Consider the following 14,627-nt stretch of genomic DNA (forward strand, 5'->3'; position numbering starts at 1 on the left):
GCCCGGTCACGCGCTCGGTGCGGGTCGCGCGGACTCGGCGTCGACGTACACCGTGGAGCCGAGCTCGACGAACGTCTCGCTCATCTGCCGCATGCCGTCCTGGGCGAACCGGTCGCGCACGTCCTGACTGATCCGCATGCTGCAGAACTTCGGGCCGCACATCGAGCAGAAGTGCGCCGTCTTGGCCGCGTCCGCCGGCAGCGTCTCGTCGTGCATCGAGCGGGCGGTGTCGGGGTCGAGCGAGAGGTTGAACTGGTCCTCCCAGCGGAACTCGAACCGGGCCTTCGACAGCGCGTCGTCCCACGCCCGCGCGCCCGGGTGGCCCTTGGCGACGTCGGCGGCGTGCGCGGCGAGCTTGTAGGTGATCACGCCCGTCTTCACGTCGTCGCGGTCGGGCAGCCCGAGGTGCTCCTTCGGCGTGACGTAGCACAGCATGGCGGTGCCGTGCATCGCGATCGTGGCCGCGCCGATGGCCGAGGTGATGTGGTCATACCCCGGGGCGATGTCGGTGACCAGCGGGCCGAGCGTGTAGAACGGCGCGCCGTGGCACCAGTCCTGCTCCAGGCGTACGTTCTCCTCGACCAGGTGCAGCGGCACGTGCCCCGGCCCCTCGACCATCACCTGCACGTCGTGCTCCCAGGCGCGCTGGGTCAGCTCGGCGAGGGTGCGCAGCTCGGACAGCTGGGCCTCGTCGTTGGCGTCGGCGGTGCTGCCGGGGCGCAGCCCGTCGCCGAGGCTGAACGCGACGTCGTACTGCGCGAAGATCTCGCACAGCTCGTCGAAGTGGGTGTAGAGGAAGCTCTCCTCGTGGTGGGCGAGCATCCAGCCGGCCATGATCGAGCCGCCGCGGCTGACGATGCCGGTGACCCGGTTGACGGTGAGCGGGACGTAGCGCAGCAGCACGCCGGCGTGCACGGTCATGTAGTCGACGCCCTGCTCGCACTGCTCGATGACCGTGTCGCGGTAGACCTCCCAGGTGAGGTCCTCTGCGTTGCCGTCGACCTTCTCCAGCGCCTGGTAGATCGGGACGGTGCCGATCGGCACGGGGGAGTTGCGCACGATCCACTCGCGGGTCGTGTGGATGTCGTCGCCGGTCGAGAGGTCCATGACGGTGTCGGCTCCCCACGTGGTGGCCCAGGTCAGCTTGTCGACCTCCTCGGCGATCGAGCTGGTCACCGCGGAGTTGCCGATGTTGGCGTTGACCTTCACCAGGAACCTGCGGCCGATGATCATCGGCTCGGTCTCGGGGTGGTTGATGTTGGCCGGGATGATCGCGCGTCCCTCGGCAACCTCCTGGCGCACCAGCTCGACGTCGCACTGCTCGCGCGCCGCGACGAAGCGCATCTCGGGCGTGACGATGCCGCGCCGGGCGTAGTGCATCTGCGTCACGCGGCGAGAAGGCTTGGCACGCAACGGTTCTCGCCGTTCGCCCTGCCACTCCTGACTCGCGGCGCCACGCCGTTGCGCGCCGCGCCCGTCGTCGGCGAGGTCGCGGGGACGACCGGCGTACGACTCCACGTCCTCCCGTGCGCGGATCCACTCCGCGCGGTGGGCGGGCAGCCCGACCTCGGGCGTGGAGCCGGGGCCGGAGGTGTCGTAGAGCCGGAACGGGGCGTTGGTCTCGCCGGTGCCGGGGGAGTCCGACAGGGTCACCTCGGTGCGGGGCACCGCGAGACCGTCAGGACCGGTCTCGTGGACCTTGCGCCGGCCGGGGGCGGCATCGGTGGTCTCCGGCCCGGCAGGCCGGGTGCGGCGATCGGTGGTGGCGTCGGTGGGGGATGGTGTCGACATGGTGGTGCGCCTCCTTGCGGCGGCACGCCACGGCGCCCGCCGGGGTCGGCGGGTCTGCGACAAGGGAGTGCGGTGTGCGTCTCATCGACCACTGCTCCTTGCGCCGGCATGACCCGGATCAAGTTGGACGGTCGGGGCCGCATCAGCCCCCTCTCAGCCCGGTGCGCCGGACTCCCGCGAGGGACATTCACTTGCTGTGCCGGCTCTCGGAGCCGACGTGGGCGACGCTACCTCACCGGCCGTGGTGGTGACGGCGGTGTCCTCATATGGCGGACAGCGGATGACTCACAGCAGACCGCGAGGCGGGCGAGGCGCAGGCTCGCCCGCCGCACAGCAGACCGCCCGGCCGGGCGGACGCGTGGTCCGCTCGACCGGGCGGTCTGGGTGGCCGGAGGCCGAGCCGGCATCGGCTGGCTCAGCTCACCGGCTCACCCGGGTGGGCTCGGCTGCGCCGGCCCAACCGTTGTGGCTCAGCCCTCGTCGCTCAGCCGGCGACGCAGGAAGACCCCGGCGCCGGTGATCGCGGTGAGGGTGGCGATCCCGCCGGCAGCGAGCGCGGCACCGCTGGGGCCCTCACCGACGACACCGGTGCTGACGACCGGGCCGGTGGGCTGACCGGGGTTGGTGCCGGTCGGCGGGTGGGTGCTGGTCTCGGTGCCCGTCGGGGTGTCCGTGGGCTCCGGGGTGTCGGTGGGCTCCGGGGTGTCCGTCGGCTCGGGCGTGTCGGTCGGCTCGGGCGTCTCGGTGGGCTCCGGGGTCTCGGTCGGCTCCGGCGTGGTCGGCTCGCAGTCGAGCTTGAAGACCTTGGACTTGACCTTGATCTCGTTGCCGTCGGCGTCGTACATCGTGACCTTGTAGTGGCCGTTGTCGAGGGTCAGACCGTCGTCCTCGCCCTCGGGGTCGGCGTTGATGTAGACCGTCGAGCCCACACCGTTCTCGTCGGTGGTGATGCTCAGCGAGACCGAGTCCTCGGTGTCGCTGTCGCCGCCCTGCGGCACGATCTCGATCGAGCCGGACTGGTTCGGGTCGAAGCCGAAGCCCTCGAGGTTGAACGCGCAGCTCTTCGGGTCGTTGCTCTCGGTGCCGGCGGGCGTGCCGAGCTCGTGCACCTTGAGCGTGCCGTTGTTGCCGGCCGGGCCGGTCGCGGTGGCGGTCTCGGTGCTGGTGGCGGTCGTGGTCGCCGAGGGGTCGGGCCCCTCGGTCGGGTCGGCGCTGGCCGACGCCAGGCTGCCGATGCCGAGGCAGGCGATGGCGCCCGCGGTGGCGAGTGCGAAGCGCGGCTTCACGAGTGACTGCATGGGTGTTCCCTCCCTGGTTGAACTTCCGGACGCGCGCTGCCGAAATTTCCCCCGCAGGACACGCGCTGCCTGCACGCTATGCGGGCCGCGGCTCGGAAGGCTGGGAGTTTTCGGGAAGTGGCGGAAAGTGAAAGATCAGGCGGGAGGTACGTCCACGCTGGGGGGTGCAGTCCTCGGGGCCGGGGGCCTGGCTGGGGGCCGGTCTGGCGGTGTTCGACGGACGGCTGGACGGTGTCGGTCCGGCACGGGCCGTCCGGTCGCGGGGATCGGGTGATCCTCGCGACCAGGCGGGTCCGTCCTGCTGCTGCAGACTGCGCCGGACGGGGGTAGGCGCAGGAGCTGCAGGGCGCTTCAGGGCATCAGCCCCTCACGCCGGGTCCCGGCTCAGCCCTCGTCGGTGAGGCGACGACGCAGGAAGACTCCGGCGCCGGTGACTGCGCCAGCGGTGGCGATGCCAGCGGCGGCGAGCGCGGCAGCGTTCGGGCCGTCGCCGACGACGCCGGTGCTGACGATCGGGCCGCTGGGCTCACCCGGGGCCGGCGGCATGCCGGTCGGGGTGTCGGTTCCGGTCGGCATGGGCGGCGTGCCCGTGCCGGTGCCGGTCGGGGTGTGCGTCCCGGTGCCCGTGGGGGTGTGGGTTCCCGTCGGGGTCTCCGTCCCGGTGGGGGTCTCCGTGCCGGTGGGCGTGTGGGTTCCGGTCCGGGTCTCCGTCGGCTCGCAGGTGCACGGTGACGTCGGCGAGCTGGTCGGGCTGGTGCTCGTCGAGGTGCTGGTCGAGGTGGACGTCGACGTGCTCGTCGAGGTCGTGGTCGACGTGGACGTCGTCGTGGTGGTGGTCGGTGTGGTCGGGCAGACATCCACATGCGACACGTCGCGCGTCTTGTCACCGGGGATGTCGTACGACCGAGGGATCGGCCAGCCAGCCTCCTGGTATCCGATGTTGTAGTGGTTCTGGCCGGACTTGATCCAGACCTCACCACTTTCAGGGATCGTCGAGCCGGGACGGAGGCTCTTGATCAGTCCTTCACAGTTCGGGTGCCGCTCGCCGATCGTCTCCTGCGCGACCGGGGTGACGGGCGCGGCGGTAGCCGTGGCGACCGCGAGCCCGCCGACGCCGAGCGTGGCGGTGGCGGCGACGGCGACGAGGCCGGCGCGCAGCTTCATGACTGACTGCATGGGGTTCCCCTCCTGGAACTCGGTCCGCACGCTCCTTGCCCCCGTCGCGCGCGTTGGTCCTCACGCTAGGGAGGCGGGCAGCCCGAGTCTGTGAGTTTGCGGGAACAGTGTTCTCGTGAAAGAACTGCGCTCAGGAGCGAGCCAGCACGATCAGGTGGTCGCTGGCGAGGTCGTGGGGCAGCGCGTCCCAGCAGACCGGGACGTCCTGCACCACCCGCGCGACGGAGGTCACGGCGCGGCCGAGGTCCCACGCGAGCGGCGTGAACCCTTGGTGCGCAGCGATGTTCGCGACGTTGAGCACCACGTGCCCGCCGTCGGCCAGCAGGTCCACGCACGCCGCCACGACGCCGGTGAGCTCGCGCAGGTAGGTCGGGTAGTCGCCGCGGTCGCGGGCGTAAGCGCTCAGCGGGTCGGCGGGATGGTCGCGCTCGGTGCGGTACGGCGGTGAGGTGAGCACCAGGTCGAACGGACCGCTCACGAGGCGGTCCAGACCCCGGGCGTCGCCCTCGACGACCGTGGCGGAGGGCGCGGCCGCGCGGGCGACGGTGCACCGCTCGGGAAGCAGCTCGACCCCCACCGCCGAGCGGCCCAGCTCGGTGGCCACCCGCAGCGTCGTGCCGAACCCGGCGAACGGGTCGAGCACGCGGTCGCCGGCGACGGTGAGGTCCTCGATCACGGACCGGGCCAGCGAGGCGGTGAAGTGGACGTCCTCGTCGGCGCCGACCGCGCGCTCGGCCGCCAGGTCGGCGGAGCTGGCGAGGACGTACGGCCGCAGCGGCAGGGCCGGACCCCGCACCTGCCCGTCGTCCGACTCGCTGTTCACTGCACGACCACCTCGGGCTCGCCCGACCACTTGGGGTCGACGGCGCGCTGGGCGGAGTGCGCCGGCAGCGGCGGGGGAGTGCCGCCGAACTCGGGGCACAGCTCGCGGAAGTCGCACGAGCGGCACAGCGCGCTGCGGCGGGGGCGCCAGTCGCCGCTCTCGGCCGCGGCGCTGATGGCCGACCAGACGGCGCGCACCTTGCGCTCGGTGGCGAGCAGGTCGTCCTCGTCGGGCAGGTATCGCACCAGCTCGCCGTTGCCGAGGTAGACCAGCTGCAGCATGCGCGGCACGACGCCGGTGGAGCGCCACAGCACCAGGGCGTAGAAGCGCATCTGGAACAGCGCCCGGGTCTCGAACTGCGGGTGGGGCGCGCGACCGGTCTTGTAGTCGACGACCCGCACCTCGCCGGTGGAGGCCACGTCGAGCCGGTCGATGTATCCGCGCAGCCGGACGCCGTCGAGCTCGACCTCGACGTAGTGCTCGCGGTGGGCGGGCTCCAGGCGGGTGGGGTCCTCCAGGCCGAACCACTTCTCGACCAGCCGGCCCGCGGCCGCGAACCACGACTCGCGGTCGCTCTCGTCGACCAGCGCGGCGAGCTCGGGGTCGCGCTCGACCATCTCCTGCCACGCCTGCGGGATCAGGCCGACGGCCGACTCCGGCGTGCGCTGCGCGGGCGGCGCGTCGAAGACCCGCTCCAGTACCGAGTGCACCAGGGTGCCCCGCGCCGCGGCAGGGGACGGGGGCGTGGGCAGCCGGTCGACGACGCGCAGCCGGTAGAGCAGGGGGCACTGCAGGAAGTCGGACGCCCGGCTCGGCGACAGCGCCGGGCGTGGCTCCGGGAGCGCCCCCGCAGGCGGGGTCGCACGGTCGGAGCGGGTGGCGGGCATGCGCAAAGGGTAGGCGCCGGCACGGACAGCCCGAGCCCGGCGCCCGAGGCCTCAGGAAGCGCGCAGCACCGGCGACTACGCTCCTTTCATGCCCAGCCGAAGTCCCGACCCCGGCGTCAGCGGCTGGCGTCTCGGATCGCTGCGTGGCGTGCCGGTCTACCTCGGCTCCAGCTGGCCGATCATCGCCGTCGTCATCGTGCTGCTCTTCGGCCCGCCGCTGCAGCGCGCGCTGCCCGAGCTCGGGATGGGCGCGTACGCCGTCGCCGCGCTCTACGCGGTCCTGCTCCTGCTGTCCGTGCTGGTGCACGAGGCCGCGCACGCGATCACCGGTCAGCTGCGCGGCTACCGGGTCTCGCGGATCGTGGCCGACCTGTGGGGCGGGCACACGGCCTACGACCACGCCGACACCACCCCCGGCTCCTCGGCCCTGGTCGCGGTCGTCGGGCCGGCGGCCAACGGCGCGCTCGCCGCGCTCGCCTGGGCGGCGCTCCCGGTCGTCCCCGAGGGCGTACCCCGCCTGCTCGTGCTCGCCCTCGCGTGGAGCAACGGGTTCGTCGCGCTGTTCAACCTGATGCCCGGGCTCCCGCTCGACGGCGGATTCCTCGTCGAGGCGCTGGTCTGGAAGGTCAGCGGGTCCAAGACGACAGGCACCGTCGTGGCCGGCTGGTGCGGTCGCGTCGTCACCGTCGCCCTGCTGCTCTGGGCGATCGTGCTGCCGCTGCTGCAGGGCCGCAGCCCCTCGCTCGTCACGGTCGTCTGGTCGCTGTTCCTCGCCAGCTTCCTGTGGTTCGGCGCGACCCAGGCCATCCGGGCGGGCCACGGGCGGGCCCTGCTCGCGCGCGTACGCCTGCGCGACGTCGCCGAGCCCGTCACCGTCGTCGACGACACGACACCGGTGGCGGCGCTGCCGCCCGGCGCCGTCGTGGTCGGCAACCAGGCCCGCGGCCCGTGGGGCGTCGTCGAGCCGCAGGCGCTGGCCGGCGTCGACCCGGCCCAGCGCGCGCAGGTCCCGGCGGGGGCGGTCGCCGTCGCGCAGCCGGCCGGCTGGGTCACCTCCGCGCCGAGCCTCGACGTCGACGTGACGGTTGCGGTCGCGGCGGTCCAGGCGGCGTCGGCGGAGCAGATCCTCGTGGTGACCGAGACCCAGCCGCCCGAGGTGGCGCTGGTCGCCACCGCCCGGCTCGGCGCCGCGCTGACCCGCGCCGACGCGGAGCAGCCGCGTCCCTAGACTCTGCCCCCATGACTGCCGAGCAGACCCGGGGCGAGGCTCCCACCGGAGCGGCCCTGCGCCGCGGACCGTTCGTCGAGGGCGAGCGGGTCCAGCTGACCGACCCCAAGGGCCGGCTGCACACCATCACCCTCGGCGCGGGCAAGCAGTTCCACACCCACCGCGGCTACCTGCTCCACGACGAGCTGATCGGCGCGCCCGACGGCTCCACGATCACCAACACCGCGGGGGTCGAGTACCTCGCGCTGCGTCCGCTGCTGTCCGACTACGTGATGTCGATGCCGCGCGGCGCCGCCGTCGTCTATCCCAAGGACGCCGGGCAGATCGTCACCTTCGCCGACGTGTTCCCGGGGGCGCGGGTCGTCGAGGCCGGGGTCGGCTCGGGCGCACTGTCGATGTCGTTGCTGCGCGCCGTCGGCGACCAGGGGTCGCTGCACTCCTTCGAGCGCCGCGACGACTTCGCGACCATCGCCAAGGCCAACGTGCGCGAGTTCTTCGGCGGCGACCACCCGGCGTGGACCGTGACCGTCGGCGACCTGGTCGAGCAGCTCCCGCAGCACGTCGAGCCCGGCACCGTCGACCGGGTCGTGCTCGACATGCTCGCGCCGTGGGAGTGCCTCGACGTCGTCGCCGACGCGCTCGCCCCGGGCGGGGTGCTGATCGCCTACGTCGCCACCGCCACCCAGCTGTCCCGCGTCGCCGAGGCCGCGCGCGACCACGGCGGCTACACCGAGCCGAGCGCCTGGGAGTCGATGGTGCGCGGCTGGCACCTCGAGGGCCTGGCCGTACGTCCGCAGCACCGCATGCACGGACACACCGGCTTCCTCATCAGCACCCGCCGGCTCGCCCCCGGCGTGACGCCGCCGCTGCGCAAGCGTCGCCCGGCCAAGGGCTCCTACGGCGAGGGCGAGGCGGAGTCGGCCGGCGGCGCGACCCCCGAGGACTTCGGCGAGCGTCCCGTGTCGGACAAGAAGGTGCGCAAGCTCGCCCGCTCGCTGGCGCCGGCCGAGGAGAGCCCCACCCAGGAGAGCCCCGCCCAGACGAGCCCCACCCGGCCGGGTGTTGCGCCCTCCGAGGAGGAGGCCGACGGCTGAATCCGCCCTGCTCACAGGGTGAGTCGCGCCTTCCGCTCTCAGATCCGCGAGTTAGGGTCGAAGCAGAGAAGGAGGCCACGATGACCGAGGAGCAGCAGCCCCAGCGGCGTGCCGACGGCAGCGCCACCGAGGATTCCGAGCAGCGCCTGCGCGACGAGGTGGAGGGCCTGCGGGCCAAGGTCGCGGCAGGTCCCTCCCGACAGCGACAGCTCGAGCAGCAGGTGCTGCAGCTGCAGTCGTCGATGGGCACGCTCTCGTCGCAGAACGAGCGCCTCGTGCGCACGCTCAAGGACGCGCGCGAGCAGATCGTCACGCTCAAGAACGAGGTCGACCGGCTCGCCCAGCCGCCGGCGTCGTACGGCATCGTGCTGGCCGTCCACGACGACGTCACCGCCGACATCCTCTCCAGCGGGCGCAAGATGCGCGTCGCGGTGAGCCCCACGGTCGAGACCGAGCAGATGGCGCCCGGCCGTGAGGTCATGCTCAACGAGGCGCTGAACATCGTCGCCACGGCCGGTTTCGAGCAGATCGGCGAGCTGGTCACCGCCAAGGAGCACCTCGGCTCCGGCCGGGTGCTCGTGGTCGCGCACGCCGACGAGGAGCGCATCTGCCGGGTCGCCGACTCCCTCGAGGAGTCCACGATCCGCGTCGGCGACTCGCTGCTGCTCGACAGCCGCAGCGGGTTCGTCTACGAGCGCATCCCCAAGGCCGAGGTCGCCGACCTGGTGCTCGAGGAGGTGCCCGACATCCACTACGAGGACATCGGTGGTCTCGCCGGGCAGATCGAGCAGATCCGCGACGCGGTCGAGCTGCCCTACCTGCACGCCGACCTGTTCCGCGAGCACCAGCTGCGCCCGCCGAAGGGTGTGCTGCTCTACGGCCCGCCCGGCTGCGGCAAGACGCTCATCGCCAAGGCCGTCGCGGCCTCCCTCGCGCGCAAGGTCGCCGAGAAGACCGGCCGCGACGACCAGCAGAGCTACTTCCTCAACATCAAGGGCCCCGAGCTGCTCAACAAGTACGTCGGGGAGACCGAGCGGCACATCCGGCTGATCTTCCAGCGGGCTCGGGAGAAGAGCTCCGACGGCACGCCCGTGGTGGTGTTCTTCGACGAGATGGAGAGCCTGTTCCGCACCCGCGGGTCCGGCGTGAGCTCCGACGTCGAGACCACGATCGTGCCGCAGCTGCTGGCCGAGATCGACGGCGTCGAGCGCCTCGAGAACGTCATCGTCATCGGCGCCTCCAACCGCGAGGACATGATCGACCCGGCCATCCTGCGCCCGGGGCGGCTCGACGTGAAGATCAAGATCGAGCGGCCCGACGCCGAGAGCGCCCGCGACATCTTCAGCAAGTACCTCACGACCGAGCTCCCGCTGCACGCCGACGACGTCGCCGAGAACGGCGGCTCGGTCGAGGCGACCGTGGAGGCGATGATCCAGGCGACCGTGGAGCGGATGTACTCCCAGATCGAGGAGAACCGCTTCCTGGAGGTCACCTACGCCGGCGGCGACAAGGAGATCCTCTACTTCAAGGACTTCAACTCCGGCGCGATGATCGAGAACATCGTGGGCCGCGCGAAGAAGATGGCGATCAAGGACCAGATCACCACCGGCTCCAGGGGCCTGCGCGTCGAGCACCTGCTGCGCTCGTGCGTCGATGAGTTCAAGGAGAACGAGGACCTGCCCAACACCACCAACCCCGACGACTGGGCGCGCATCTCCGGCAAGAAGGGCGAGCGGATCGTCTACATCCGCACGCTCATCACCGGCAAGGACGGCGCCGAGCCCGGCCGCTCGATCGACCAGGTGGGCTCGACGGGGCAGTACCTCTAGGAGCAGTCCCTCTAGGGCGTCTCCGCCGGGGGCGCTTCGCCGGCCTCCTCGACCGGCACCCGCGGCATCAGCGCCGCCGCGGCGAAGATCAGCGCCGCGACGACGACGACCGCCCAGAACACCACCTGGGTGCCGGCGACGATCGCCTGCGGGTCGCGCGGGCCGCCCTCGGCCGCGATCCGGGCGTTGGCGAGCGCGCCGAGCACGGCGACCCCGATCGCCGAGCCGGCGGAGCGGGCGAACATCTGGGCGCCGGTGACGACGCCGCGCGCGTGCCACGCGACGCTCGACTGTGCCGCCACCATGGCGGGCACCGAGCCCATGCCGAGCCCGGCGCCGACGAAGAAGGCCAGGACCGCCACCGTGACGACCGACGGCGACTCGACGGTGAGCGCGAGCAGCAGGCCGGCGACCGTCGTGAGCGCGCCCCCGCACAGCACGGCGGTGCGGAACGACGTGCGCAGGTAGAGCTTGCCGACGAGCGAGGACGACAGCGGCCAGCCGATGCTCAGCGTCGCCACGGCGAAACCGGCGACCAGGGGAGCGGTGCCGCGCGAGCCCTCGAGGTAGGTCGGGACGAAGGCGGTGAGGCCGATCATCACCGCGCCGATGGCGAAGGCGATCATCGCCGTCGTCACGAGCAGCCGCCGGGTCAGCACCCACGAGGGCAGCACCGGCTCGGGCGCGCGCCGCTCGATGGCTCCGAACAGCGCGAGCAGCGCGATGCCCGCTGCCGGCACGAGCAGGCCGGGGACCGAGACCCACGGCCAGGCGTTGCCGCCCTCGAGCACGGACAGGATGAGCAGGCTGAGCGCGAGGGTGAGCACGGTGGCGCCGGCATAGTCGATGCGGCGACGCTGCTTGGGGGCCTGCTCCTCGAAGCGCCGCCACACCAGCGCCCCCGCGATCAGCGCCAGCGGCACGTTGATGAAGAAGATCCAGCGCCACGCGTCGAGCTGGGCGAACCCGCCGCCGAGGGCCGGGCCGATGACGGCGGCGACCGCCCACACGCTCGACAGGTAGCCCTGCACCCGGGCCCGCTCCTCGACGGTGTAGATGTCGCCGACGATCGTCATGGCGGACGGGGCGATGGCCCCGGCGCCGATGCCCTGCACCGCGCGGAAGGCGACGAGCGACCCCATGCTCCAGGCGAACCCGGCGAGCAGCGAGCCGAGCAGGAAGACGCCGATCCCGAACAGCATCACCGGTTTTCGGCCGAGCGTGTCGGCCAGCTTGGCGTAGACCGGGACGGTCACCGACTGCGCGAGCAGGTAGATCGAGAACAGCCACGGGAAGGAGGAGAAGCCGCCGATGTCGGCGACGATCGAGGGGACCGCGGTCGACAGGATCGTCGCGTCGATGGCGATGAGGCCCATCGAGAGCATCATCGACAGCAGCAGCGGCCCCCGCTCGGACCGGAGGCCGACCCCGCTGCTCACCGCGCGGCCCACTCCGACCGCAGCAGCCCCATCACGATCTCGTCGTGCCAGGCGCCGTCGAGGAAGACCACCTCGCGGCGGCGACCCTCCTCGCGGAAGCCGGCGCGCTCGTACACCGTGCGGGCGCGCTCGTTGTAGGACCACACCCGCAGCTCGATCCGGTGCAGCGGCCGCGCGCGGAAGCCGTAGTCGACCATGAGGCGGGTCGCCTCCTCGCCGAGGCCACGTCCCTGCGCGGGCGGACCCAGCATGATCCCGAACGTGGCCGCCTGGCCCAGCGCGTCCATCGAGTGCAGCGCGACCGTGCCGAGCAGCAGGTCGTCCTCGCGCGCCGCGACGGCGAAGCCGACCGACGACGGGTCGGCGTTGGCGTGCCAGAGCTTGAGCTGCTCCGCCCAGCCGCCGGCGGGGCGCGGAGGCAGGCCCGACGTCTGCAGCGGCAGCACGGACGGGTCGTTCCACCAGCGCTCGACGAGCTTCAGCTCGTCGTCCTCGAGCTGGCGCAGCCGCACCCGGTCTCCGGTGAGCACCTGCGGGCCGTACGCCCTCGCGTCAGTCATCGTCGGCGGTCGCCGCGGGCGTGGGCTCGGGCGCGTGGGCCGGCTCGGCGGCGGGCAGGAAGCCCGTCCGCTCCTGGGCCAGGCGCCAGCCGACCAGCAGCACGCCGAGCACCAGCGTGGCCACGACGACGAATGCCAGGGCGGTGCCCTGCCCGGTGATCACCCGCAGCAGCATGCCGAGCACCAGGGTCGTGACCCACACGGTGACGCCGGGGCCGACCTCGACTGGGGAGCGGCCGGAGCGGCTGCGCACGAGCCACCACCCCACGCCGAGGCCGATCCAGAACGGCAGCGCGGTGAGCGGTGCGCCGAGCACGGACTCCTCGTGCGAGGCGCGACCGAACGCGGCGAAGATCAGCACCGCGAGCAGGTCGATGAGCAGGCCTGAGATGTCGCGACGGTTCACCCTGCAAACGTAGTCGGCGCCCTGTCGGGGGCGATGGATAGGGTGGCGATACAGCCGTACGACCCCGAGGATCCGCGCTTCGTGACCCGCAGCCAACCGTCGCCACCCACACCCGCCACCACCGAGACCGCCCCGACCGACACCGCCCCCGAGACCAGCCGCCCGTCGTCGCCGCTGGTCATCGCGGTGCTCAGCATCTGCGGCACCGTCGTGTCGCTGCAGCAGACCCTCGTGGTGCCGCTGCTGCCGGAATTCCCGCGGCTGCTCGGCACCACCCTGGAGAACGCCTCCTGGCTGGTCACCATCACGCTGCTCGTGGGCGCGGTCGCGACCCCGATCGTGGCGCGGCTCGCCGACATGTTCGGCAAGCGCCGGATGATGCTGCTGTGCCTCGGCGCGGTCGTCGTCGGCTCGCTGATCGCCGCGCTCGGCCCGAGCTCGCTGTCGGTCGTCGTGCTCGGCCGCGGCCTGCAGGGCATGGGCGCGGCGCTCATCCCCGTCGGCATCTCGATCATGCGCGACGAGCTGCCGCCGGAGCGGGTCGGCTCGGCCGTCGCCCTGATGAGCGCGACCCTCGGCATCGGCGGCGCGGCCGGGATGCCGCTGTCGGGCATCATCACCGAGCGCTTCTCCTGGCACGCGCTGTTCTGGGTGTCGGCGGCGTTCGCCGCGGTCATGCTCGCCGCGGTGGTGCTGGTCATCCCGGAGTCGAAGGTGCGCACCGGCGGCCGGTTCGACTACCTCGGTGCCGTCCTGCTGTCCGTCGCGCTGCTCACCCTGCTCCTCGGCATCTCCAAGGGCGGCACCTGGGGCTGGACCGACGAGCGCACGATCGTCTGCTTCGTGCTCGCGGTCGTCTTCTTCGCGATCTGGTTGCCGGTCGAGCTGCGCACCGGTCGGCCGCTGGTCGACCTGCGCACGTCCGTACGTCGTCCGGTCCTGCTCACGAACGTCGCCTCGCTGCTGCTCGGCTTCGCGATGTTCGCCAACATGCTCAGCACCACCCAGCAGATGCAGATGCCGACCTCGACCGGCTACGGCTTCGGGCTGAGCGTCACGGCGGCGGGGCTGAGCATGCTGCCGGGCGGGCTCTCGATGGTGGCGTTCGCGCCGGTGTCGGCGGCGATGACCCGGCGCTACGGCGCGCGGGTCACGCTCATCACCGGTGCGCTGATCATGGCCGTCGGCTACGTCATGCGGGTCTTCCTGACCCACACGGTCGCGCAGGTGCTGATCGGTTCGACGGTGATCTCGATCGGGACCGCGGTCGGTTACGCCGCGATGCCCACGCTGATCATGCGCAGCGTGCCGATCACCGAGACGGCGTCGGCCAACGGGCTGAACACGCTGCTGCGGGCGATCGGCACGGCCACCTCCTCGGCCGCCGTCGCCGCCATGCTCAGCGCCACCACGATGACCGTCGGCGGGGTGCAGATGCCCTCGCTCGCCGCGTTCCAGCACGGCTTCTGGCTCGCGGCCCTGGCCGCGCTGGCCGGGGCGGGGGCCGCCCTCGCCCTGCCGACCGCCCCGACGCGGCCGCCGGAGCCCGCCGAGGTCGTCGGCCGCACCGGCCAGGGGTCGGAGACGATCGTCGAGGGGCGCGTGCTGCGCGCCGACGGCAGCGCGATCGCCAAGGCGGTCGTGTCGGGTCTGCGGCCGAGCGGCGCCCAGGTCGACTGGGGGCGCACCGACGACGACGGCCGGTACCGCCTGGCGCTGAGCGGCCAGGACGCCCTGGTGCTCGTGGCGACCGCCGACGGCTTCGCCCCGTGCGCCGAGCGGGTCGAGGTGGCCGGCGACACGCTCCCGCCGATCACCCTCGGAGAGCGCCTCACGCTGTCGGGCACGGTGCGCGACGGCGACGCCCCGGCCGCCGGCGCCACGGTGACCCTGGTGCGGCACCTGGGCGAGCACCAGGCGCACACGACCACCGACGACGGGGGGCGCTACACCCTCGACCTGCCCCCGGGAGGGCGATACGTGCTGACAGTGCTGCCGGCCGGCGGCGGGCACGCCACGGCGCGCAGCATCGCCGTGCGCCAGGAGCCGATGGAGCTCGACCTCGACCTCGCGGACGGCGCCGGCGGCTAGCCCGC

12 protein-coding genes and 1 riboswitch are annotated in these 14,627 nt (G+C 72.6%); of the genes, 4 read left to right on the forward strand and 8 right to left on the reverse strand.

Features of this window, described 5'->3' with window-relative positions; translation table 11 throughout:
• Positions 1-6: 6 nt before the first annotated feature.
• The 5 genes from thiC to FB554_RS05825 all read right to left on the reverse strand — a co-directional run bounded on the left by thiC (position 7) and on the right by FB554_RS05825 (position 5,975).
• Positions 7-1,791, reverse strand: coding sequence for a phosphomethylpyrimidine synthase ThiC (gene thiC / locus FB554_RS05805; RefSeq protein ID WP_142005105.1), 1,785 nt, complete (start codon positions 1,789-1,791; stop codon positions 7-9).
• Between the two features lie 77 nt (positions 1,792-1,868).
• Positions 1,869-1,979, reverse strand: a riboswitch (TPP riboswitch).
• Between the two features lie 282 nt (positions 1,980-2,261).
• Positions 2,262-3,089: a hypothetical protein gene (locus FB554_RS17580; RefSeq protein ID WP_236022297.1), complete on the reverse strand. Its 828-nt coding sequence runs from the start codon at positions 3,087-3,089 to the stop codon at positions 2,262-2,264.
• A 384-nt stretch (positions 3,090-3,473) separates the two neighbouring features.
• Positions 3,474-4,265 carry a hypothetical protein gene (locus tag FB554_RS17305; RefSeq protein WP_142005106.1) on the reverse strand — a complete coding sequence of 264 codons (792 nt, stop codon included), beginning with the start codon at positions 4,263-4,265 and terminating at the stop codon, positions 3,474-3,476.
• A 130-nt stretch (positions 4,266-4,395) separates the two neighbouring features.
• Positions 4,396-5,088 (reverse strand): TRM11 family SAM-dependent methyltransferase, encoded by a 693-nt coding sequence (locus FB554_RS05820; protein ID WP_170206792.1) that lies wholly within the window; start codon positions 5,086-5,088, stop codon positions 4,396-4,398.
• Complete coding sequence (locus FB554_RS05825) at positions 5,085-5,975, reverse strand: RecB family exonuclease (RefSeq protein ID WP_142005108.1); 891 nt, start codon at positions 5,973-5,975, stop codon at positions 5,085-5,087. The genes FB554_RS05820 and FB554_RS05825 overlap by 4 nt, the downstream gene beginning before the upstream one ends.
• A gap of 88 nt (positions 5,976-6,063) precedes the next feature.
• Between FB554_RS05825 and FB554_RS05830 the strand changes: the two genes are divergently transcribed.
• The 3 genes from FB554_RS05830 (at position 6,064) to arc (ending at position 10,126) form a co-directional block, all read left to right on the forward strand.
• Positions 6,064-7,203: a site-2 protease family protein gene (locus FB554_RS05830; protein WP_142005109.1), complete on the forward strand. Its 1,140-nt coding sequence runs from the start codon at positions 6,064-6,066 to the stop codon at positions 7,201-7,203.
• 11 nt (positions 7,204-7,214) lie between these two features.
• Positions 7,215-8,297 (forward strand): tRNA (adenine-N1)-methyltransferase, encoded by a 1,083-nt coding sequence (locus FB554_RS05835; protein WP_142005110.1) that lies wholly within the window; start codon positions 7,215-7,217, stop codon positions 8,295-8,297.
• An 80-nt stretch (positions 8,298-8,377) separates the two neighbouring features.
• A complete protein-coding gene (gene arc / locus FB554_RS05840) occupies positions 8,378-10,126 on the forward strand; it encodes a proteasome ATPase (protein WP_142005111.1) in 1,749 nt (582 codons plus the stop codon).
• Between the two features lie 11 nt (positions 10,127-10,137).
• Here the strand turns inward: arc and FB554_RS05845 are convergent, their stop codons facing one another.
• Genes FB554_RS05845 through FB554_RS05855 form a run of 3 tightly spaced genes read right to left on the reverse strand, consistent with a single transcriptional unit; the run spans position 10,138 to position 12,531 of the window.
• Entirely contained in the window at positions 10,138-11,577 is a 1,440-nt protein-coding gene (locus tag FB554_RS05845) for an MFS transporter (RefSeq protein WP_420809463.1), read from the reverse strand.
• Positions 11,562-12,125 (reverse strand): GNAT family N-acetyltransferase, encoded by a 564-nt coding sequence (locus tag FB554_RS05850; protein ID WP_142005112.1) that lies wholly within the window; start codon positions 12,123-12,125, stop codon positions 11,562-11,564. The genes FB554_RS05845 and FB554_RS05850 overlap by 16 nt, the downstream gene beginning before the upstream one ends.
• The gene (locus tag FB554_RS05855; RefSeq protein WP_142005113.1) at positions 12,118-12,531 is read right to left on the reverse strand and encodes a DUF3054 domain-containing protein; all 414 of its coding nucleotides are present in this window, start codon (positions 12,529-12,531) and stop codon (positions 12,118-12,120) included. Before FB554_RS05855 ends, FB554_RS05850 begins: the two co-directional genes overlap by 8 nt.
• A gap of 81 nt (positions 12,532-12,612) precedes the next feature.
• Between FB554_RS05855 and FB554_RS05860 the strand changes: the two genes are divergently transcribed.
• Positions 12,613-14,622 carry an MFS transporter gene (locus tag FB554_RS05860; RefSeq protein ID WP_236022298.1) on the forward strand — a complete coding sequence of 670 codons (2,010 nt, stop codon included), beginning with the start codon at positions 12,613-12,615 and terminating at the stop codon, positions 14,620-14,622.
• The last annotated feature ends 5 nt before the right edge of the window (positions 14,623-14,627 follow it).

Origin of the sequence: Barrientosiimonas humi (assembly GCF_006716095.1) — a bacterium.
Classification (GTDB): Bacteria; Actinomycetota; Actinomycetes; order Actinomycetales; family Dermatophilaceae; genus Barrientosiimonas; species Barrientosiimonas humi.